Source organism: Bacillus sp. 17RED48 (assembly GCF_019837545.1).
In the GTDB taxonomy this organism is placed as follows: domain Bacteria; phylum Bacillota; class Bacilli; order Bacillales; family Bacillaceae_G; genus Bacillus_A; species Bacillus_A wiedmannii.
Genome location: NZ_JADAXG010000009.1, coordinates 183997 through 207018, shown reverse-complemented (window position 1 = coordinate 207018; position 23022 = coordinate 183997). Strand labels below are relative to the sequence as shown.

Annotated in this window: 22 protein-coding genes and 1 pseudogene; 12 read left to right on the top strand and 11 right to left on the bottom strand. The window is 35.8% G+C overall.

Annotated elements, in window-relative coordinates; genetic code table 11:
* Nucleotides 1-55: 55 nt before the first annotated feature.
* Nucleotides 56-958: a phosphate ABC transporter substrate-binding protein PstS family protein gene (locus ILT06_RS27060; RefSeq protein WP_222655671.1), complete on the bottom strand. Its 903-nt coding sequence runs from the start codon at nucleotides 956-958 to the stop codon at nucleotides 56-58.
* Nucleotides 959-1467: 509 nt separating this feature from the next.
* On the opposite strand from ILT06_RS27060, the gene ILT06_RS27055 reads away from it, so the two are divergent.
* From ILT06_RS27055 to ILT06_RS27045, 3 genes are read left to right on the top strand one after another with little or no spacing between them, the layout of a single operon-like run.
* Complete coding sequence (locus ILT06_RS27055) at nucleotides 1468-1725, top strand: FeoA family protein (RefSeq protein WP_000252989.1); 258 nt, start codon at nucleotides 1468-1470, stop codon at nucleotides 1723-1725.
* Nucleotides 1722-2444: a FeoB small GTPase domain-containing protein gene (locus tag ILT06_RS27050; protein WP_064477051.1), complete on the top strand. Its 723-nt coding sequence runs from the start codon at nucleotides 1722-1724 to the stop codon at nucleotides 2442-2444. The genes ILT06_RS27055 and ILT06_RS27050 overlap by 4 nt, the downstream gene beginning before the upstream one ends.
* Nucleotides 2422-3822, top strand: coding sequence for a nucleoside recognition domain-containing protein (locus ILT06_RS27045; protein ID WP_064477052.1), 1401 nt, complete (start codon nucleotides 2422-2424; stop codon nucleotides 3820-3822). The genes ILT06_RS27050 and ILT06_RS27045 overlap by 23 nt, the downstream gene beginning before the upstream one ends.
* Nucleotides 3823-4033: 211 nt before the next feature.
* On the opposite strand, the gene ILT06_RS27040 is transcribed toward ILT06_RS27045, so the two are convergent.
* The 7 genes from ILT06_RS27040 to ILT06_RS27010 form a co-directional block, all read right to left on the bottom strand.
* Nucleotides 4034-5200: a Ger(x)C family spore germination protein gene (locus ILT06_RS27040; protein ID WP_064477053.1), complete on the bottom strand. Its 1167-nt coding sequence runs from the start codon at nucleotides 5198-5200 to the stop codon at nucleotides 4034-4036.
* Nucleotides 5184-6308: a spore germination protein GerLB gene (gerLB, locus tag ILT06_RS27035; RefSeq protein ID WP_064477054.1), complete on the bottom strand. Its 1125-nt coding sequence runs from the start codon at nucleotides 6306-6308 to the stop codon at nucleotides 5184-5186. The genes ILT06_RS27040 and gerLB overlap by 17 nt, the downstream gene beginning before the upstream one ends.
* Nucleotides 6309-7787: a spore germination protein GerLA gene (gerLA, locus tag ILT06_RS27030; protein WP_095205680.1), complete on the bottom strand. Its 1479-nt coding sequence runs from the start codon at nucleotides 7785-7787 to the stop codon at nucleotides 6309-6311.
* A 101-nt stretch (nucleotides 7788-7888) separates the two neighbouring features.
* Nucleotides 7889-9361, bottom strand: coding sequence for a sodium:solute symporter family protein (locus tag ILT06_RS27025; RefSeq protein WP_000561011.1), 1473 nt, complete (start codon nucleotides 9359-9361; stop codon nucleotides 7889-7891).
* Nucleotides 9358-9555: a DUF3311 domain-containing protein gene (locus ILT06_RS27020; protein ID WP_000719861.1), complete on the bottom strand. Its 198-nt coding sequence runs from the start codon at nucleotides 9553-9555 to the stop codon at nucleotides 9358-9360. Before ILT06_RS27020 ends, ILT06_RS27025 begins: the two co-directional genes overlap by 4 nt.
* A 1-nt stretch (nucleotide 9556) precedes the next feature.
* The gene (locus ILT06_RS27015) at nucleotides 9557-10732 is read right to left on the bottom strand and encodes an amidohydrolase (RefSeq protein WP_064477055.1); all 1176 of its coding nucleotides are present in this window, start codon (nucleotides 10730-10732) and stop codon (nucleotides 9557-9559) included.
* Between the two features lie 131 nt (nucleotides 10733-10863).
* Nucleotides 10864-11574, bottom strand: coding sequence for a C39 family peptidase (locus tag ILT06_RS27010; protein ID WP_088046958.1), 711 nt, complete (start codon nucleotides 11572-11574; stop codon nucleotides 10864-10866).
* A gap of 401 nt (nucleotides 11575-11975) precedes the next feature.
* On the opposite strand from ILT06_RS27010, the pseudogene ILT06_RS27005 reads away from it, so the two are divergent.
* From ILT06_RS27005 to ILT06_RS26970, 8 genes and pseudogenes are all read left to right on the top strand, one after another.
* Nucleotides 11976-12196 (top strand): annotated as a pseudogene (locus ILT06_RS27005) (amino acid permease); the annotation flags it as partial.
* A gap of 282 nt (nucleotides 12197-12478) precedes the next feature.
* Nucleotides 12479-13354, top strand: a complete 876-nt coding sequence (locus ILT06_RS27000) for a cytochrome aa3 quinol oxidase subunit II (protein WP_001176181.1) — start codon at nucleotides 12479-12481, stop codon at nucleotides 13352-13354.
* A gap of 33 nt (nucleotides 13355-13387) precedes the next feature.
* On the top strand, nucleotides 13388-15322 hold the full coding sequence (gene qoxB / locus ILT06_RS26995) for a cytochrome aa3 quinol oxidase subunit I (RefSeq protein ID WP_048562936.1): 1935 nt from the start codon (nucleotides 13388-13390) through the stop codon (nucleotides 15320-15322).
* A 13-nt stretch (nucleotides 15323-15335) separates the two neighbouring features.
* Complete coding sequence (gene qoxC / locus ILT06_RS26990; RefSeq protein ID WP_048562935.1) at nucleotides 15336-15938, top strand: cytochrome aa3 quinol oxidase subunit III; 603 nt, start codon at nucleotides 15336-15338, stop codon at nucleotides 15936-15938.
* Nucleotides 15939-16250 (top strand): cytochrome aa3 quinol oxidase subunit IV, encoded by a 312-nt coding sequence (gene qoxD / locus ILT06_RS26985; protein WP_063263756.1) that lies wholly within the window; start codon nucleotides 15939-15941, stop codon nucleotides 16248-16250. It begins immediately after the preceding gene.
* Between the two features lie 221 nt (nucleotides 16251-16471).
* On the top strand, nucleotides 16472-18301 hold the full coding sequence (locus ILT06_RS26980) for a monovalent cation:proton antiporter family protein (protein WP_137051869.1): 1830 nt from the start codon (nucleotides 16472-16474) through the stop codon (nucleotides 18299-18301).
* A gap of 53 nt (nucleotides 18302-18354) precedes the next feature.
* On the top strand, nucleotides 18355-18612 hold the full coding sequence (locus ILT06_RS26975) for a DUF4022 family protein (protein ID WP_000926994.1): 258 nt from the start codon (nucleotides 18355-18357) through the stop codon (nucleotides 18610-18612).
* A 14-nt stretch (nucleotides 18613-18626) separates the two neighbouring features.
* Nucleotides 18627-19064, top strand: a complete 438-nt coding sequence (locus tag ILT06_RS26970) for a GNAT family N-acetyltransferase (protein ID WP_098111217.1) — start codon at nucleotides 18627-18629, stop codon at nucleotides 19062-19064.
* A 40-nt stretch (nucleotides 19065-19104) separates the two neighbouring features.
* On the opposite strand, the gene ILT06_RS26965 is transcribed toward ILT06_RS26970, so the two are convergent.
* From ILT06_RS26965 to ILT06_RS26955, 3 genes are all read right to left on the bottom strand, one after another.
* Nucleotides 19105-19533: a hypothetical protein gene (locus tag ILT06_RS26965; protein ID WP_064477059.1), complete on the bottom strand. Its 429-nt coding sequence runs from the start codon at nucleotides 19531-19533 to the stop codon at nucleotides 19105-19107.
* A gap of 4 nt (nucleotides 19534-19537) precedes the next feature.
* Nucleotides 19538-19738 carry a helix-turn-helix transcriptional regulator gene (locus tag ILT06_RS26960; RefSeq protein ID WP_154131428.1) on the bottom strand — a complete coding sequence of 67 codons (201 nt, stop codon included), beginning with the start codon at nucleotides 19736-19738 and terminating at the stop codon, nucleotides 19538-19540.
* A gap of 135 nt (nucleotides 19739-19873) precedes the next feature.
* On the bottom strand, nucleotides 19874-21166 hold the full coding sequence (locus ILT06_RS26955; RefSeq protein WP_222655670.1) for an NCS2 family permease: 1293 nt from the start codon (nucleotides 21164-21166) through the stop codon (nucleotides 19874-19876).
* 280 nt (nucleotides 21167-21446) lie between these two features.
* Here ILT06_RS26955 and ILT06_RS26950 point away from each other — a divergent pair, with 280 nt between their 5' ends.
* Complete coding sequence (locus ILT06_RS26950; protein WP_222655669.1) at nucleotides 21447-22859, top strand: amino acid permease; 1413 nt, start codon at nucleotides 21447-21449, stop codon at nucleotides 22857-22859.
* Nucleotides 22860-23022 lie beyond the last annotated feature (163 nt).

Genomic DNA, 23022 nt, shown 5'->3' with positions numbered 1-23022 from the left:
CTTCATAGATTGAAATGAACAGGACTGGCCTTGCAGCCAGCCCCATAAAAATTTATTACTTATTTAATTTAGACATTGGGATGTAACCCATATCTTCTACTTGCTTTTCAAAGTCTTTGCCTTTTACATAATCAATGTAAGCTTTCGTTGCTTCTTTCGCTTCACCTTTTGTTACCATGTACTCGTAAGACCAGAATGGATATTTACCAGACGAAATGTTTTCAACTTTTGGTTCAGAACCATCAATTTTCACTGTTTGTAGCGCACCTTTTTTATCGCCAACCATGTAAGACATTGCTAAATAACTTACTGAACCTGGAGTAGAATTGATTGCTTGCTCTACTGCACCGTTAGAATCTTGTGTTGTACCAGTTCCATCATTAATTTTCGCTTCTTTCATAACTGTCTTTTCAAATGTAGCACGTGTACCAGATGAAGCTGGACGGTTAATTACGTTGATTTTTTCATCTTTCCCGCCTACCTCTTTCCAGTTTGTTACTTTCCCAGTGAAGATATCTTGTACTTGTTGCACTGTTAAGTTATCAACTTTTACATCTTTATTTACGACAAGCGCGAATGCAATACCCGCAACCTTGTTATCTACTAATTCTTTCGCTTTTTCATCATCTTTTATTTTATCCCCTGATGGAACATCTGAATTACCAATTTGTACTGCACCCGATGCTACTTGGTTAATCCCAGTTCCACTACCGCCACCTTGCACTTGAATAGAAACTTTTGAATTTTTCTCCATGAATTTCTTTCCAGCTTCCTCCGCAAGAGGTAGAAGAGCTGTAGAACCAGCTGCTGCAATCGTACCTGATAATTCTTGTTTTGTATTATCGCTTCCTTTAGCAGTTTCTTTACTAGCTGTATCATCTGCTTTCCCACATCCAACTAACGCTCCTGCCACCACTAAAGCCGCTAAAGAAAATTTAATACCTTTTTTCATAACCATGTCTTGTACCCCCATTTGGATTATCACTTTTCGAATTCATTTTCTTTCGAACACAAATTCATTGTAGGACAACAATATTATGTGAGTGTTAAGCAATTTTTAATTTTAAGTAAATGACGATAATAACCCTTAAAAGCTAGGAATCCCAACATTTATAGTTAAAGAACCCAACAAAATCCACACGAATTAAGCTGTAATGTAAATTTATTCTTAACAATGTAAATTCAATGTAAATGTTTTTCACTCTTTTCCCCTTTTAATTAAAAATACATTTACAAATCCATTGTATTTTTTAATTTTTACACTCTTACTTTATTTACATTAAACAAAATTCCAGTAATATTTTTTAGTACAACTAAATAAATTGGAACAATTCTAAAAATAAATGAATATTTTTAAAGTACCAATTGACAGCATCATCCAATGTAGTCTACTATATTATTAGCAAAAAGTTTACCTAAGGAAACTTTTTAAACTTAAACAAACAATATAGAGATGAGGTAACTTTTATGGTATCGGCTAATACAAAACCACTTTCCGAATTTAAGACAGGAGAGTTTGTACAAATTGAGAAGATACAATTAGAAGGAACTATGAAACGACGTTTATTAGACTTAGGATTTATCCCTGGGGCAACAATTAAAGTATTACAGCGCAGTCCACTTGGAGATCCGGTCGCTTATCAAGTAAGCAATACAACTATCGCACTACGTAAGGAAGAAAGTTCCCTTATTTTCGGGGTATTAATAGGAGATGATTTCAGATGAGCAAACATCGTATTGCTTTAGCTGGCAACCCGAACACCGGGAAAAGTACATTATTTAATACTTTAACAGGCTTAAAACAACACACTGGAAACTGGACGGGAAAAACTGTTTTAAAAGCTGAAGGAGAATATGAACATAACGGAAGTAAATATACATTAATAGATTTACCTGGAACTTACTCACTATATTCAAATTCTACGGATGAAGAAGTAGCAAGAGATTATATTATATTTGAAAAACCAGAAGTAACTGTAGTTGTTATAGATGCAACTGCAATGGAAAGAAATTTAAATTTAGCCCTCCAAGTGATGGAAATGACAAGCAATGTAGTCATTTGTATTAATTTAATTGATGAAGCGGAGAAAAAAGGCATCGTTATTGATGAAAAGAAATTAGCAAAATCGCTCGGTGTACCTGTAGTTAAGATTTCTGCTCGTAACCGAGTAGGTATTGGGCATTTGCTAAGTGTTATCGCTAAAGTAGCAAATAAAAAATTAATTCCAACACCAATTAAAATTTCTTACAGTGAAAAAATCGAAAATATGATTCAGGAATTAGAACCACAAATTTATAAAGTGTTCGGTGATACGTATCCAGCACGTTGGATTGCGTTACGTATATTAGATGGAGATAAAAATTTCTTAACTACACTTCAAAAACACCATAATGAACCGCTTGTAAGGGAGGTCGTAATGAATGGAATCTCACTCAGCCAGTAAAGCTCTTCCATTAGACTATATTATTCAACATGCACAAACACTCTCAAAAGAAGATATACGAGATGATATTGTCGGAGATATTTATCGAACATCTGCAAGCATATGTAAAGAGTCTGTTCAATATACAAATACTGATAAATTGTATCGTTCTGAAAAACTAGATAAAATTTTCACATCTCCAATCTGGGGATTTCCAATTATGCTCGGTATTTTATCTATTATTTTTTATCTTACAATTGCAGGTGCTAACGTACCATCTGATATGATTGCTGAGTGTTTCGGATGGGCCGAAGGATATTTAACATCTTGGTTTCAGGCAGCACATGCACCCGAATGGCTACATGGCATTTTAATACTTGGTTTATTCCGTGGTATCGGTGCTGTTATTAGCGTTATGTTACCACCTATGGCAATCTTTTTCCCTATGTTCGCACTATTAGAAAACTACGGATATTTACCACGTGTCGCTTTTAATATGGATCGCTTATTCAAACGCTCCGGTGCACATGGTAAACAATCTTTAACAATGGCAATGGGCTTTGGTTGTAACGCAGCCGCTATTATGTCAACACGTATTATTGAATCACCACGTGAACGTATGCTTGCAATCTTAACAAACAACTTCGTTCCTTGTAACGGTCGCTGGCCTATGTTAATTTTAATGTCTTCATTATTTATGGCTGCTGGTTATACAGGTAGTATGCAAACATTAGTTACTGCTGGCGTTGTAGTTGGGATGGTTGTAATTGGTGTTATTATGACATTAACTGTTTCTTGGGTACTATCAAAAACAGCTTTAAAAGGTGTGCCAACTCACTACACACTTGAGTTACCGCCGTACCGTAAGCCAAAGGTTTGGAATACAATTGTGCGTGCGACACTCGACAAATCAGTCTATGTTTTAAAACGAGCTGTTGTTGTAGCTGCCCCTGCTGCTGCATTAACTTGGTTACTAGCTAATATTTTCATCGGTGACACAAGCTTACTTATGTATTTTGTAAACTTCCTAGATCCGTTCGCTAAAATGTTAGGACTTGATGGATTTATTTTAGCTGCATTCATTCTTGGACTACCAGCGAATGAAATTGTTATCCCTATTTTATTAATGTCTTATTTATCAACTGGAGCTTTAACTGAAATAGACGATTTTAATCAAATTAAAAATCTATTCTTAGAAAATGGTTGGACTTGGTTAACAGCGTTAAACACAATGTTGTTCTCACTTCTTCATTTCCCATGTGGAACAACACTGGTTAACATATATAAAGAAACAAAAAGTGCAAAATGGACATTCTTATCGTTTGCAATCCCTACCGTTATCGCCATTGTTGTGACATTCCTCTCTACACAGTTGGTACATTGGTTAGGGCTTGTATAAAAGCAAAGCATACATAGAAGGTATCCCCCTTCACATATGCTTTGTGCGAAAGAAACCTGAAATCATTCAGGTTTCTTTTTTTGTGCATCAGTATTCCAAGGCTGTGCCCCATACATTGTGAGTTTCTTATGAATAAAGTATATGGTCCCCGGAAGAATTGCCATTAATATTGTGCAACTAATTCCTAATCCAGTAAACACCTTCCATCACCTTATTTCACTCTTTTTGGTAAAGCTGAACCTGAATGCTCAATTGTCGGATGAACATGAACAGTAATCTCAGCATTACTAAAGTAATTTTCACCTTGATCCCAATTCTTATCTATCTTCTTCCATTCTTTATAATTATGCCGCTTATATACGTCCCCTAACTCTAATACATCTACCTTATATTTTTTTTGAACAAGCTTAATCGATTTTTGAATGCGCTTCTCCATTTCCTCCGTGATGTTTTTCTTTAATCGCTTTTCGTTCATAATTTGTTTATGATCACTAAAATGCAACTCAGCCAATGTTCCTTCCAAAAATAAGTGAATATCGAACTTCGGTTTTGTAGCATTTTCTGTAGATACTTTAATCTTTCGACGCATTTTATGAATTTCATATGTAATAAGCTGGTCTTTTTTACGAATGGTAAAGAATCCTCCAATTTTCTTACCTATTATATAATTTATTCCAAATGTTTCTTCTCCATTCAAACTACCTACACACTTATTATCCTTCCCGCGAAACAACGCTGCCCCGTTCATTTGTACCCCTTGCCTTGTTAATTCAAGAATAGGTAATACGAAGCTTCGGTTGGAAATCATCTTTTCCTGAACTTCACCAATTCTTGCAGCCTCAATCATTTGAGCATTTTTCGGAGGATGTTCAGCTAACATATCAATATACTGCGCCGGTAAATTTTCAGGCTTAGCGCTCTGCTTCAAAATAGCTTCTGCATTTTTCTTAGAAACGAACAAACGTATATTTCTTCTCATCTCATGATCACGAATATATACATCTAACGTATTTTGTAAAACATATGGATTCGATAATAAATCTTTAGAAAAAATTATCACTTGTATGTGCGGAAAGAATAGTGAGCGACTAATTTTTTTGGCAATAATTCGTATTTGCTCAAAGACACTATCTGCCTTCGCACTCACATTAATATAATTTTCGCTATCTCCACCACCTTGCCCACCTTGTTGCGACAATTTACTGGGGAGTACCATCTGATACGTCCCTTTCATAATTGGATTCGCTTTCTTTTTTTTCACAATATCATAGGCTGCACCTACTACAAATCCTCTTTCTTCTATTTCTTCTAACTCAGAGCACCCACTTATAGATCCAACTAAAACTATAAGCATTATGATTTTAAGAAGGTGTTTCATTTCTACCATTCCTTCTTTTTATTTTATATACAATAAAAACTAACAAAGGTGCTAACACAACAAAGCCCATATCTATCCAAGCTAAATAAGTTCCGTAATTTGACAAGTCATTCAAACTACTAGGTATCATATTCACCATAAAAATAATCGGGGCACTTACGAAAATAAAAATATGTTTCTTCACTTTCGGAAACATAGCACAAAACAATAAAGATGCGACGTCATAATACATTGCTGTAGTGTTATAAATAGTAATAATCCAAGTAGTAAAAAAAATCGCATCAAACCTTTCTAAAAACCCCCCACCAATTTCAATTTCTTTCCCTAGTTCAATTGTTGGATATGTCAATCCACGTGTTGTCATATATGTAAAAACACTAATACAAGTTACATAAATTAAAATGTATGACAACACGTTTACCATCACCGCTTTTGCAACTGCCATCGGTGCCTTTTTCACTGACTTATCGTTCAACATCACAGCATAAAACAGAGCTACCTCAAATCCGATAAATGTGAAAATAGAGTTTTTAACTCCTACAGCATATTGACTGACGTCCGTTTGAAAAGCTGGTAGTAAATTATTTATTTCCATTAAATTTATATTCAATAAAGAAAGCAGCACTATCGCAATTAAAACTATAGGTAAAAACAAAACGTTTAGCCTTAATAAAGCCGCTCTCGATCCTGCTATTCCATAAATAACAACTAATAGGAAAAAGAAAGACAATAGTTGCACTGGTGTATCACTAAATAAATACGTTTGTGAAATAATTGCAATCATTCGCGATTCATATGCTGTCAAAGCAGCAAACGTTAATACTAAAATGCTACTAATTGTGTATGCAACAGGCTTCGTCAAATGTGCACTCGTATATTGAACAAAGTTTTGTTTTGGGAATAAAATAGCTACCCTCGTTACAAACCACCCTAAAACCGCACAGACTAATCCACCCAAAAGCAAAATAATCCAACCGTCCGAAAATAAGGTTTGCGTAGCAATATCTCGTGGCATAGATAATGCACCTATACCGATAATTGTTGACGATACCGCAAAACCAAGTTCCCGAGATCCAATCTCTTCATCCCCATATTCAAATGGTTTCAATTACTCTCGCTCCTTTGGACGTATTGTAGAATCTTTCGTTTGTAAGTACTCTGGTCTTTCTTTCAACATTGATTTTGGCAAGCGGATCATTTCTTCTTCCCAATCTTTATAAAATGCAGGAGCAATAGGCGTTGTATATGGCACCCCAACACTCTTTAAATTCGTAATATGAATCGCAAGTGCAATAAGAGCTAAAATAATTCCATATAGTCCAAAAGCAGTCGCCGCTAAAACAAAGACAAAAAGTAAAATCCGAAACGTAATCGTAATGCTATATACAGGCAGTGAAAATGTAGCAATTGCAGTAACTGCAATAATAATTACTAAAAACGGATTTACAATCCCTGCGTTCACCGCAGCTTCTCCAATTACAAGACCACCTACAATCCCAATTGTTTGCCCCATGGGTTTTGGCAACCTAATTCCCGCTTCTCGTATTAACTCCATCGTTAATGCCATCATTAACGTTTCTATATATGCCGGAAATGGTACCCCTTCTCTCGCTCCCGCAATAGAATAAGCTAATTTAGAGGGAATAAGCCCTTGATGATACGAAACAAGCGCTACGTACGTGGCAGGTAGTAAAACAGCAGCAATACCTGATCCCATACGTAAAATTCTTAATAACGTACCAATTACCCAGCGCTCATAATGATCTTCTACAGATTGAAAAATATCAACAAACACTAGTGGAGCGATAAGAGCAAATGGTGATCCGTCCACTAAAATGGCCGCTTTTCCTTTCGCTAGCGCAGCCACTATATTATCAGGTCTTTCTGTATTCAAAAATTGCGGGAATGGTGATAAATTATTATCTTGAATTAATTGCTCAATCGTTCCTGTCTCAAGAATAACGTCTGCCACTATTGATTGAAGCCGTCGATCTAATTCGTCTACAATATAAGGGTTAATAATATCCTCTATATAGACTAAAGTTACTTCTTTTTGCGATCGCTTCCCCATAATATAGGATCGAAACCGTAACTTCGGATCACGTAAGCTGCGGCGAATTAACATCTTATTTACGTTAATATCTTCATTCAATCCAATTCTTGGTCCACGTATTAAATCTTCTGTTACTGGAGATTCTAGACTTCTTTTTTCCCATGCTCGGCTATTAATGACAATAGCGGTTTGAATATTATCAATTAATATAACTGTGTCTCCTGCTAAAATTGCATTTATAATGTCTGGAAACGTTGTCTTCATACCGACTTCTGCAATAGAAATAAAACGATCCAATAATGTTTGAACAACAGCTTCTTCTTTTTGTACTTCTTCATATTGAAGTGTACGAACTACATATTTATAAACATTATCCTTATCTGTTAACCCACATAAAAAAATAACCGCACAGCGTGTAAAACTACCCGCAAGGGCAACTTCCCTAATTGTTAAATCATTAGGCGAACCTAATTCATCCCTAATTTCTTTCATAACTTCAAATAAGTTACCTTTTAACTCTAACAATTCCCCCACCTAACTTCCTTTTCAACAAGTTTTTAGTTAGATTCCGCTAATAGAAGAAAATATATACAAAAAAGAGCTATCTCTTTTCAAAGATAGCTCTAGCACACGGATTACTTTTCTACTATTATACTGTCTGTCTTTATAGACACATTTCTCGTGAACCCGCTAACGATAAACATCACAATCATATTCATTAACAATGCGACTATACCTACATTTAAATCTTTTATATATTGAGGGAAACCCGGAAACATTGTAGCTATAGTTGAACCAGATAAAGTAATATATGCGACCACTAACAATCCAATCCCCATTCCTGCAATTGCCCCTTGCTTCGTAATAACTTGACGTGGAAACAAACTACATACAAGCGCAGGGAAAAGTTGTGTCACTATACTATATCCCATTAAAAGAAGAGCCCCTATCGTTTCTCCACCTTTAAAAGTGAACAAAACAGCTACAAGCGTTACTACAGGAACAAATAATTTTGCCGCTTTAGCAACTTGTCTATCTGAAGCAGATGGGACCATTGTTCGGTAAATATTTTTTGCTAATAAAGTAGATGCCGCCATAACAAGCATGGAACCCGGAACTAATGCTGTTAATACTCCTGCACTACCAATAATACCAATAAACCATGGATCAAATGTTTGAAGAGCGAGACGGAATAACGAAAGGTCTACATCCCCTCCCTTTAACCCTGGAACTTGCAGTATAGCTGCAAACCCTGCAAAGAACACGAAAAGTAAAACTAAAGAATACAATGGCATAATTGCCGCATTTTTACGAAATACTTTTTCATTTTTTGCAGAGAAAGCAGAAGCGAATGTATGGGGCCACATATAGAAACCGAGAGCTGTTAATACAATAGTAGAAACAAACCAAGAAATGCTCATTCCTTCATCAGGTAAAGATAGAAATCCTGGTTTTGCTGCTTCTACAGCTTCAAACATCGGCTGAAAACCTCCGTAATAATGATATGGTAAATATATACCTAAAAACATAACGATAAACAGTATCATAATATCCTTCAAAGCGGCTGTCCAAGCAGAGCCGTGTATGCCTGAAACCATTACATATATCGTTATAACAATCGCACCAATCCACACTGCAATAACTGGTGATACCCTGCCGTAAGATGCTTCCGAAACGATAATACCTAATCCTTTTAACTGTAAAACAAGGTATGGGATAATTGAAATAACCCCAATGACAGAAACGATAATGCCAAGCGTCTGACTCTTATATTTCTTCACAAAAAAATCTGGCTGCGAGACAAGATTATGCTCTTTCGCATACTTCCAAACTGGCGGCAATAAAAAGTAAGATAAAATATAAGCTAGTGCACCATAACCTAAAATATAGAAAGTAGGTGCTCCTTTACTATACGCCCATCCACTTCCGCCTAAAAATGTGAACGTCGTATAAATTTCACCTGCCATAAGAAGAAAAACAAAAATAGTGCCAAAGCCTCTTCCTCCAACTGACCATTGCTCTAAATTCATATCTTTTCCATGTTGTGCCCGAATTCCTAAAAATAGTGCGAGAAACAAAAATAAAATAATGATAAGTAAGGCGATCATTTTACATCCCCCTTATTAGCAGGATCAAATACGTACACAAGCCCCATACAAAGAGACGTAATGAGCACCGATAATAATACCCAAAATAATAAAAATGGCATCCCTAATACGTAAGGAGTAACTGAATTAGCAAATACAGGTCCAACAACTAAACAAAAAACTGGAATAAGCGCTAATACGTGTATTTTCTTCATCTCATTCTCCTTTACTTATAAAATTCATAATAGACGATACAAAGACTTCCACTCCAATCGGTAATGCATCTTCATCAATCGTAAAACGAGGATGATGGTGAGGATATATAATTCCTTTCTCTTTATTTCCTGCACCGATAAAAAAGAATGTCCCTGGCGCCTTTTGTAAAAACGCTGAAAAATCTTCCCCAGCCATCGTCGGTTGTAAACGAGTAACTCGTTCCCTTCCATAAAGCTGTAATGCAGTTTGCTCAATAATCTCTGTAACTTCATAATCATTTACTACTGGTCGATATCCATATTCATAAGAAAATGTATATTTCGCTCCGTAAGATTCCGTCACATGCTTCACAATCCGTTCAATCCTTTTCTCTGTTTCTTCTCGCAACTCATGTCTTAAACTCCGCACTGTCCCTTCAATCTCCGCTTGTTCTGGAATCACATTATGGGTTGTCCCAGCATGAAATTGCGTAACAGATACTACAAGAGAATCTAACGGATTCGTGAGGCGAGATACAATTTGCTGAAGTTGCGAAACAACTTGTGTACCGATTGCGATACTATCAACCGTTTCATGAGGGATTCCAGCATGTCCACCTTTTCCTTCTATCGTAATTTTAAAAACATCCGGGGCAGCCATTGCAGCACCATAAATTACACCTATTTTACCAACCTGTAACGATGCCCAAAGGTGAGCACCAATAATATAATCCACACCTTCCATTACACCCGCTGCAACCATTTCCTCTGCACCGCCAGGAAAGTTTTCTTCTGCATGTTGGAAGAGAAAGCGAATCTCTCCTTTAATCTTCTCTCTTTTTTCTACTAATTTATGTACGACCCCAAGTAATATCGCTATATGTCCATCATGGCCACATGCATGCATCACACCTGGATATGTAGAAATAAAATCAAACTCATTTTCTTCATGAATAGGAAGAGCATCCATGTCAGCACGAACCGCGATAGTTTTACCAGGTTGCTTACCAATTAACCTTGCCATTACACTATATTTAGTAGGTCTGGAAACTTCTAAATATGGGATTTTTCGAAGTATATCAAATACAAACTGTGACGTTTTTTCTTCTTGAAAAGATAGCTCTGGATACTTATGAAAATGCCTTCTCCACTCAATTAATTGATTTTTCGATAAAACCAGTTCCTTTGCAACATCCATTTTCCTTCGCCCCTTCTTCACCAAGTTAAATGTTATTATAACGTGAATTGTTTATTTTTGAAAGAATTTTCTGAATTTTCTATTATAGTAAATTAAAAATAAAAAGCCATCAAAAAGATGACTTTTCATTATTATAAAATAGTAATCGCTTGTTTCCCCATTTGCTCCCAAGCTTTCTCAAACTCTGCACGCGGAACAGCAAAACGTGGATTATTTTTAAGTGGATCATTTACATATATAAAGTTTTGATCATAGCCAACTATTACTACACTATGTTCATAATATGTAATTTTCACTTCGCCAGAGCTTGTATTCCATGTTTCAAAACTACTCTCGGCTAGTGGCTTAAACGTTGTATTAATAATGACCCATACTGGCGAACCGGAACTAACTACTTTATACATATCTTGCACGTCTCTACCTGTTAAATTAACTACTTTTTCAGGAGCATATTTTTCTGCTAAATTAAAAATGGGTTGATTATATACACCATATCCTGGCTTTGCCTTCGTATAAATATTTCCAACGAACCCCTCATAAGGATTTCCACGTAAACCATTTTGTTCAAATGGAACACGATGAATTTCGCTAGCAAGTTGCATCTTATCTACTTGTATACCTTTGTATTGTAGCAACATAGCCAAACTTGTAACTTCACATCCACGAGGTAATTCTGGTAACTGCTTTATAAATGGAACATTTTCAATCATAGTCGCTTCTTTCATTTCAGATAGAAACTCTAAACGGAACACTTGCGCCTTTTGTATAATTTTATCTTTCCCTATAAAAAACGCGGCAGCAAATATAATTCCAAAAACAAAAAGATATTTTAACTTTTTCATTTTAAACAAAACTCCATTAATTATTATTTTACAGACATACCTCTTATCATTGTACCTTTCTTCTTACTAGTTTGCTAGAAAGATTCTGTGAATTATTGTTCACACTTTAATTGTTATAAAAATCTAATTATTTTTAATAAAAAGAAAAAACAACATGCTTTTCTGAATCGTTTTGCTGAAACCAAAATAATTAACATAATTAATATATCATACCATTAACAAAAAGCACACTTAGAGCATTTAGTCATAGTTCGCATTTTTACATACTCCATTCATTTCATAATAAATAAGCCGAATATGTGTCACATCCCCCACTAATGTTTAAAAACTCGGAATAAACATCAGTTCATACATACAAGAAAATAACGGGGGAGGGACATATGAATCAACAAGTAGAACAAAATGATTTAAATTATCGCCACCATTTTATCCAATAGTTCCAATCTTAGCATTTTCACTCAATTTCATTACATTTGTTAGTTTAGCTTTCATTCCAGATTAGAGAATTGCTCTTTATTGCGGTATTCCATTTATGATCATTTGTTGCATTTTATACCAATTAAAATATAAAAAAGTTGTCACATTTGAACAACAAATAAATCTAAAAAAAGAAGTAAAATGAATATACAAAATATTCAGCTACCTTTCTTATGATAGGATAGTTTTTTTCTATTTCTTGGATATCTTGGTATAACTTTATTTATCTTAAAATTTCCACAATCACGTTTTTTACTGGAAAATGGTTTACAATGTTATCAAGTTACAAATGATATTCACCTTAAAAAGTGTGCATTTGTGTCTATTTTTTAACAATATCACAAAAACTATTGCCATCTATAAATTAATAGGTTTATATTGTTTTATTGGCATAGTTTCAATCCAAGGAGAAAGGAGATTTTCAATCGTGCAACTAAAGAAAACGTTTTGGAAGCTGGCTTCGCTTCTTCCGTTATCATTACTTCTGTTCCTCGGTGGCTGTGATAAGAAACTCGCAGTATTAAATCCGCAAGGACCTGTTGCAAAAGCACAGTATGATTTAATTGTTTGGTCATTCTTGCTTATGTCATTAATTATCGCAATTGTATTCATCTTGTTTACAGTCATCTTGATTCGTTATCGTGAAAAACCAGAGAATATGGACTACGAGCCACCTGAACAACACGGTAACACATTATTAGAAATTATTTGGACGCTTGTTCCTGTTATTATCGTTATCGCATTATCGATTCCAACAGTAAAAGCAACTTATGCTTCGGAAGAGGTTCCGGAAGAATCCAAACATATTAAACCAGTTGAGATTTATGTTACATCTGCAAACTGGAAATGGTTATTCAGTTACCCAGAGGAAAAAATTGAAACCGTTAACTATTTAAACATCCCAGCTGGTGTACCAATTCAATTCAAACTGACTTCTGTCGGTCCAATGAATGCTTTCTGGGTACCAGAACTTGGTGGTATGAAGTACACTATGGATGGCATGATTATGGATCTTTATTTACAAGCTGATAAGCCTGGTTCTTACCTAGGCCGTAGTGCGAACTTCTCTGGTGAAGGATTCACACATATGGAGTTCGAAGTTGAAGCAAAAACTAAAGAGAAATATGACAAGTGGGTTAAAGAAGTACAACAAACTGCTCCTAAACTAACAGAAGATAAGTACAACGAAATTGTTAAACCTGGTGTAGTTGGTCGTATGACATTCTCTAGTCACCACTTAAGTTACGTAGATCCAAAATCACTTGAATATTGTGATTACAACTACTACAAAAACAAAAAATAATAGCTATTATTCCAACAGATTGGAGTGAACACAGTGAAGCTTGATGAATTCTTTGTCACAGGTGACCCGATTATTTACGGTGCAGACGCTTCTATCGTTCTTGTGACATTAGCAATCATTTTCGTACTAACAAAGTATAAAAAATGGAAATGGCTTTGGGACGAATGGTTAACAACTGTTGACCATAAAAAGATTGGGGCCATGTATATTATTTCTGCGGTTATCATGTTATTCCGTGGTGGTATGGACGGTTTAATGATCCGTGCACAGTTAACATTCCCAGAAACAACTTATTTAAATGCTGAACACTATAACGGAATCTTCACAACACATGGTACAGTTATGATTCTTTTCATGGCGATGCCATTCGTTATGGGATTAATGAACCTTGTAGTACCATTACAAATTGGTGCTCGTGACGTTGCATATCCGTTCTTAAATGCTTTAAGTTTCTGGTTATTCTTTGTCGGAGCAATGTTATTCAACATCGCTTTCGTAATCGGTGGTTCTCCAGACGCTGGGTGGACTTCTTACTTCCCAATGGCAGGTACAGAGTTTACTTCTGGTGTAGGAAATAACTACTACGCAATTGCATTACAGATTTCAGGTCTCGGTACGCTAATGACCGGTATTAACTTCCTTGTTACTATCTTAAAAATGCGTACACCTGGTATGACTTTAATGAGAATGCCCATGTTTACTTGGTCAATCTTAATTACAACAGTTATCATTATTTTCGCTTTCCCAGTATTAACAGTTGCTCTTGCATTAATGACATTTGACCGTCTATTCGATGCTCACTTCTTTACGATGGCGAGCGGCGGTATGCCAATGTTATGGGCCAACCTATTCTGGGTATGGGGTCACCCTGAAGTATATATCGTTATTTTACCGGCATTCGGTATTTTCTCTGAAATCATTAGTACATTCTCACGTAAACGTCTATTCGGTTACAGTGCGATGGTCTACTCAATGGTTGCAATTTCTTTACTAAGTTTCGTCGTATGGCTTCATCACTTCTTCACGATGGGTGCAGGTCCAGCGGTTAACTCATTCTTCTCGATTTCGACAATGGCGATTTCGATTCCAACCGGGGTTAAGATCTTTAACTGGTTGTTTACACTGTATAAAGGACGTATTCGTTTTACAGTTCCAATGCTTTGGTCATTGGCATTTATTCCAAACTTCGTAGTCGGTGGGGTTACAGGGGTTATGCTTGGTATGGCAGCAGCTGATTATCAGTACCATAACAGCTACTTCTTAATTGCTCATTTCCACTACGTATTAATCGCAGGTACAGTATTCGCTATGCTTGCTGGATTCACATTCTGGTATCCAAAAATGACTGGTCATATGTTAAACGAACGCCTAGGTAAATGGACATTCTGGATCTTTATGAGCGGATTCAACATCTGTTTCTTCCCAATGTACTTCTTAGGTTTAGACGGTATGACTCGTCGTATGTACACTTACTCTGAGAGTCTTGGATGGGGATGGCTAAACCAAATCGCATCTGTTGGTGCGGTAATGATGGGTATTGGTTTCCTAATTCTTTGTTACAACGTAATTTGGAGTGCTCGTCACGGTGAACGTGACACAACTGGAGATCCATGGGATGGCCGTACACTTGAATGGGCAACTCAATCTCCTGTACAACATTACAACTTCGCGAAACTTCCTGAAATCAAAGAAGCTGATGCTTTCTGGTACATGAAAAAACGCGGAGAAACAGTTACACCAGCAGCAGAAGATTTAAAACCAATTCACATGCCAAGTAACTCTGGCGTGCCTATTATTGCGTCTTTATTCTTCGGTCTTGCAGGTTTCGCATTAGTATTTAGCTGGTTCTGGCTTGCAGCAATCGGCGGCGTTGGTATTTTAGCTTGCTTAATCTATCGTTCATTCGATTATGATGATGGCTACTACGTAAGCGTTGATGAAATTAAAGAAACAGAACATATAGCATGAGAGGTGAAATGATATGGCGGCTTTAGATAAAAGCTTACCTTTGGAATATCAATCCGAGCAAAGTAGATTGAATATCCTAGGATTCTGGATTTTTCTTGGGGCTGAAATTATGCTGTTCGCAACACTTTTCGCCTCTTATCTAGTACTTGCTGGTCGTACGGCAGATGGCCCAACTCCAGCGCAACTGTTTGAACTTAAAACGCTTTTAATTCAAACATTACTACTTTTAACAAGTAGTTTCACATGTGGTATCGTAATTCACGAAATGCGTAAGAACAACCAAAAAGCAATGCTTGGATGGTTCATCCTTACATTACTTTTAGGTGCAGGTTTCCTATTCTTTGAAATTGAAGAATTCATTATGTACATTGGTGAAGGCGCAACGCTTCAAACAAGTGCTTTCCTATCTGCATTTTTCGTTCTTCTTGGAACACATGGTGCCCACGTAACAGGTGGTATCATTTGGGCAATTTGTGTTATTATCCAAATTTTAAAACGAGGTTTAACACCAGTTACAGCTCGTAAAGTATTTATTATCAGCTTATACTGGCATTTCCTCGATCTTGTTTGGGTCTTTATTTACACACTAGTTTACTTGAACGGGATGGTGGCGTAAATGAGTCAAAATAACAATCAAGCAAATGGGCATGCGCATAGCGGATTCCCATGGTCACACGTTTTCGGATTTATTTTATCGCTTGCACTAACGTTCCTAGCTTTATACGTGGCACTTTATACAAACTTGCCACTTTCAACGATATTAACGTCCATTATCGCAATGGCTGTTGCGCAAGCGTTGTTACAATTAATTATGTTCATGCATTTAAAAGAAGGAGAAGGAAGAGTTCAAGTCCTTACAATGATATACAGTTTCTTCGTTGCAACTGCAACAGTTGGTTTAACTGTATGGATCTTCTTCTCAATGTAATGTACATGAAAAAGACTGCTGAGATTCCTCGGCAGTCTTTTTTTTATCCCCTCCCCTATTACATCCACATTACGGAATTAACAACAGAATCATGAAAAATATACTTATTATGACAAATCTTAAGAAAACTCTTTCTTTATGAAATCGAATCCATATGCGTTGCTTTTCTACCTATTATATGGCTAAATAGGTACTATATTTATTTGAAGGGAGAGAACGCAATGGAACATCATACTTCTGTTCTATCACTTATGGTTGTCGTTGCAATCGCGTTTTTCGTTCCCCTTTTGTTACAACGCTTTAAATTAAAAGCACTTCCTGTCGTTGTTGCAGAAATCATCGCAGGAATCTTTGTAGGTAAAAGTGGGTTTAATATTATTGAGCCAGATATGTGGCTTCAAGTCTTATCGACACTAGGATTTATCTTCTTAATGTTCTTAAGCGGTTTAGAAATTGATTTTTCTATCTTTAAACAAAAAGGGAAAAAGAATACGACAAACGAACCAAACACATTCCAAGCAGCGAGCATTATCTTCTTATTTATTTTCATCTTATCTTATGCCCTATCATTACTGTTCGTATGGCTAGGATTCGTGGATAATGCAATGTTTATGACTTTAATTATTTCAACTATTTCTTTAGGTGTTGTCGTACCAACATTAAAAGAGAATAACTTAGGAAAAACGGCAATTGGACAAATCATTTTATTAGTCGCTGTTATTGCAGATTTAGTTACAATGATTTTACTCGCTGTATTCGTCGGATTAAATTCCGAAAGCGGCCAAAGCATGTGGCTCCTTCTTCTTCTATTCGGCGCTGGTATTGTTATTTACTTCGTTGCAAAACGCTTTAAAAACATTCCATACTTAGATAGCTTAAAAGCTGGTAGTGTACAAATTGATACACGAGCTGTTTTTGCACTCATCTTAATATTAGTTGGGTTATCTGAATCTGTTGGAGCTGAAAATATTTTAGGTGCCTTCTTAGCGGGTGTACTTGTATCGTTATTATCACCAAATGAAGATATGGTTGAAAAACTGGATTCCATCGGCTACGGTTTCTTCATCCCTATTTTCTTCGTAATGGTTGGTGTGAATCTAGAAGTTTGGTCTATTTTTAAAGAACCTTCTAGCATGCTAATGATCCCAATTTTAATTGTGGGACTCTTTATTTCAAAGCTGTTACCATCACTCGTCTTACGAAAATGGTATCCACGTAATATCGTACTAGGAAGTGCCATCTTATTAACATCGACACTTTCTTTAGTTATTGCAGCTGCACAAATTGGTGAAAAACTAGGAATCATCAGTCCAAGTTTATCTGCTTCCCTTATTTTAAGCGCAGTTATTACTTGTATTTTTGCACCTATATTATTTAAAAAAATGTTCCCAAAAGTAGAAACACCAAAACCAAAAGTTTCTATTATTGGCGCAAGCAGAATTACCCTTCCGTTATCACTTGATTTAAAACGAGAAGATTATGACGTAACACTTTATATGATGCGTCAAAATAAAATAAATGATGAGGAAGCAAAATCACATGACTTCCCTATCGTAAAATTAGATGACATCACGATCGCATCATTAACTGAACAAACAGCATTTAACGCAGATCGCGTTGTTGTTGCAACAAGCGATGATGAACAAAACTTATTATTAGCAGAACATGCAAAAGAACTAGGTGTTGAACATGTTATTGCAAGTGTAGAAGATCCACTTCTACAAGAAAAAGCAACGCAAGAACATATCGCCGTATTCTCAACAATTAACTCTACACGCATTCTATTACGTGCACTAATTGATAAACCGAGTCTCGTTCGTTTAATTACAACAGCAAACGAAACAGTCCGTGAAGTGGAACTACGGAGTAATAAATATAACGGCGTTGCACTTCGTCGCCTTCCATTTTTAGGCGATGTACTCGTCATTCAAATTTACCGCGGTAATAAAGCATTAATCCCACATGGTGATACAAGCCTACAACACGGCGATACATTACTTGTAACTGGCTCAAAAGAACATATCGATACACTAAAAAGCATATTAGAATAGAAAAATGCCCCTCACATAATTGAGGGGCATTTTTTTCCATTTTATATGGTAAAATGTTACTATCACATATTATGAGGATGGATCACATTATGTCTATTGTAACTTTAGCTCTTTTATTATTAGCAGAAATACTCGTTGCCATTATTCTCATCGGTGTTAGCATTGAAATTTGTAGCTACGGATGGAAAAAATCGAATGGAATAAAATACTCCTGCCTCTTACTTTCACTCCTTCTCGGAACTGCTAGCATACTCGGACTTTTCGCCGCACCTGCCTATTTCTTTATACAACTAACAGAAAACGCCTTATAAGAAAGGATGTTAATATGATTACCGTGAAAAATATTGAGGGATCTGAAACTTACGTATTACGTCAAAAAATTTTACGCCCGAATCAAACATTAGCAGATTGTAAATACTCTTCCGACTATGAAACGGACACCTTTCACTTAGGCGCATTTATAAACGATGAACTAATTAGTATCGCTTCCTTCTCAAAAGAGATATACCCTGACTTACTAGCAGGTATTCATTATCGTCTACGAGGAATGGCCACATTACCTGAATTTCGAAACAAACGTGCTGGAAGCTCCTTAATTCAGAAAGCGGAGCAAGTCTTGCAAGAACGCCAAGCAAATATATTATGGTGTAATGGCCGAATTACTGTAGCTGAATATTACAAGCACTTAGGCTTCCAGGAACATGGTGAAATCTTTGAAATTGAACCGATTGGTCTTCATAAATTACTGTATAAAAGAATATAAGAAAAGCTTTCCCCATATTGGGGAAAGCTTTTCTTATATTTCAATCTTCACTTTTTATTTTTTTCATATATATGTATATAAACAAACTAGGAACTAAAAAACAAGCAAACATAATAAGTCCTGTTATACTAATTTCTTTTATCGAAATACCCGGTGTTACAACGATACAAATAGCTAAAATCCCAATAACAATACCTACTGGAATGAATAATAGCTTCCTAAAATAACTACGAGATACTCCCCCTGTATGCTCATACACTTCCACCGAGTTTTTTAAGTTTAAAAAGTTAATAACTATTATCCCGACCATAAATACCATTAATAAATCTGAAACACTTTCATATCCTGCATCTTGCAAAACGTACCGATAAAAAACAACACCTAGTATGACGATATTTTGTAAGATGAAAACGAGTCTAATATGTTTGAGTCCCTCAATCATTAAACGTTCATCTTTCACGATTCTCATCCCCTCACTCCTCTTCCTCCCAAAATAAATCATTCAATGTTTTGTCTACCGCATAACAAATTTTCAAACATAAATCTAAAGACGGGTTGTATTTCCCCTTCTCAATTAAACTAATCGTTTGCCTTGTAACGCCTACTTTTTCTGCTAATTGTTGCTGTGTTAAATCTAACTGAACACGCGCGACTTTTATGTTACTTACAGCCATTCATGTTCCTCCTCTACTTATATTGTAATATATATTCCATTAAGTAATTTATATTTTACGACATTAATTTAATTTTCACCTTATTATACACAAAAAAGGAGCCTCTCATAAGAAGCCCCCTTTCCTATATCTATATTATAAGAATAAATGACATCCAAATAAAATTGTAAATAAGTATAGTAACGGATGTACTTCCATCCCTTTCCCCTTCACAATCTTTAAGACTGGATACACTAAAAATCCAATTGCAATTCCATTCGCAATGCTAGACGTTAACGGAATACCAACGAAAATTAAAAATGCTGGTAATGCATCTTCAAATTCATTCCAATTAATATCACGAAGACTTTGCGCCATTAAACTACCTACAATAATTAATGAAGGAGCTGTAATAGCGGCTACACTTGATAAAGAAGCAATCACAGGGCTGAAGAATGCCGTTATAATCGTTAGACCGACAACTATAATACCTGTTAATCCTGTTTTACCACCTGCAGCAATACCAGCCGATGATTCAATCGTCGCTGCTGTTGGGCTTGTTCCAAATATAGAGCCTGTAGTCCCGCCAATTGCATCTGCAATAAACGCTTTACCAAAACGTTTCTCTGTATTATCTGTAATTAAGCCTGCTTGTTTAATTAAACCGAGTAGTGCACCTGTTGTATCAAATAACAGTACAAGTAAAAATGAAAATACAACACCATATAATCCGTATTCAATTACATCTGAAAAGGCGTTGATTGGGTTTGAAACGATAATTCCCTCTGGTAAATGAGGCATCGCAACAATTTTATCCGTAAACTTCAGTTGCCCTGTAAAGAAGGCGATAACTCCTGTCACAATCATACTAATAAATAATGCACCACTCACACGTAATGCCATTAATACCGCCGCTAATATTAAACCAATTAAAGTTAAAATAACGGCTGGAGAATGAAAATCACCAATCGTAACTAAATTAGATGGATGATCAACGATAATTCCAGAAAGGCGTAATCCAATAAAAGCAATAAATAGTCCAATTCCACCTGCAATTGCATGTTTTAAACTATCAGGAATTGCGACAATTAGCTTTTGCCTAAATGAAGTGAAAGATAATAAAAGAAAAATGATACCTGTTACAAATACTGCTGAAAACGCAATGACATATGTAATCCCCTCTGCCTGTTGAACAACAGAATAAGCAAAATACGCATTCATTCCCATAGCTGGAGCAATAACAATTGGATAGTTAGCTAAAAACGCCATACATAGCGTCCCTATAACAGTCGCAATAATAGTTGCTGTAAAAGCTTGATCAAATGGTACACCTGCATCAGATAATATTTTCGGATTGATGACAAGAATATACGCAAATGTAAAAAAAGTTGTGATGCCAGCTAAAAGCTCTTGCTTCACAGAAGTGTTATATTTTTGTAATTGAAACATGGTTATGTACCCTTCCTACATCTGAATTATTATCACATATTCTTTTCTTACTAGTATATGAGAAAATATAATACTTAATCTTAACAATCAATAAAAAGAAGAGTCAATATATTCACTAATAGTTCGAATTTTAAGTTTAAGTCTGACAAGTACAGATGTAGTACAGTTAATCATGTTTATTTTTGTAGCATAACAGATAGAAATGTTTTATAATTTGAAATAGTTAAACATTTAGCGAACGCATTCAAATATCGTTCACTCTACAAGGGGGATTCTTCTTATGCAGCACACAAACAAATCTGAAACTTTAAACCGTGGTTTAAAAGAACGACATATTACTTTAATGTCGCTCGGCTCCGCTATTGGCGTTGGACTATTTTTAGGATCCGCTTCTGCTATTAAGCTAGCTGGCCCTTCTATTCTACTAGGTTATATGATCGCCGGACTCGTTATTTTTTTCATTATGCGAGCACTCGGAGAAATGGCAATTGAACAACCTGTTGCCGGTTCTTTTAGTAAATATGCTTCTGATTATCTTGGACCACTAGCTGGCTATATTACTGGCTGGAACTACTGGTTTTTATGGGTTGTTACTTGCATGGCTGAAATTACAGCGGCTGGCATTTACATGCAATACTGGTTCCCAGATATCCCGCGCTGGACTTGGGCGTTACTCGCTCTATTATTAATGAGTGCCTTCAACTTCTTATCCGTAAAAGTATTTGGAGAACTTGAATTTTGGTTTGCTCTCATCAAAATTGTCACAATTATCTGTATGATAATTATTGGAGCTGGTATTATTTTATTCGGATTCGGAAACGGTGGTATCGCTACTGGTATTTCAAACCTTTGGTCACATGGTGGCTGGTTCCCAAATGGTTTTTCTGGGTTACTACTCTCTTTACAAATGGTGTTATTCGCTTATTTAGGCGTTGAATTAATCGGTGTTACAGCGGGTGAAGCTCAAAATCCGAAAAAAACACTCGCAAAAGCAATCGATAACGTATTTTGGAGAATATTACTGTTCTACGTTGGGGCTCTATTCGTTATGATGGCAATTTATCCATGGAATGAACTTGGTGAGAAAGGAAGTCCATTCGTATTAACATTCCAGCAAATCGGTATCGCAAAAGCAGCAGGTATTATTAACTTTGTCGTATTAACAGCAGCTCTTTCTTCCTGTAATGGTGGTTTATTTAGTACAGGCCGTATGCTATATACACTAGCTCAGCAGAAGAAAGCTCCTGAAAGATTCGGTCGTTTAAATAAAAATGGCATTCCGAGTCAAGGAATTGTAGCAACAGCTATCGTTCTACTCGTTGGTGTTATATTAAACTATCTTGTGCCCGCAAAAGTATTTACATGGCTCACTAGTATTTCAACTTTCGGGGCAATTTGGACTTGGGGCATCATTTTAATCGCTCAAATTAAATTCCGTAAAGGATTGCAAACTGATAAAAAGGACAAGCTAACATATAAAAAGGACAAGCTAACATATAAAATGCCTTTACATCCATTCAGTTCATATTTCTCACTCGCTTTCCTTGCACTAGTACTAGGTATAATGGCGTATTCAGAAGATACAAGAATTGCATTAATTGTTGGTCCTATTTGGCTTATTGGTTTAGCTATCGTATATTACATGAAAGGGTTCCATAAAATTGACGAAACACCTAATTCAAAAATTAGTTAAACAAAACATCCCTTCCTTATTAATTGGAAGGGATGTTTTTATATCTATATAAATATTTCTCAACAAAATTCACGGTATTTTTACAATTTTTTAATATTTTTTACGTTTTCTGTCTTTATTTTTTCAGAAAAATAAATTACATTATTAAAGCACATATATTTAT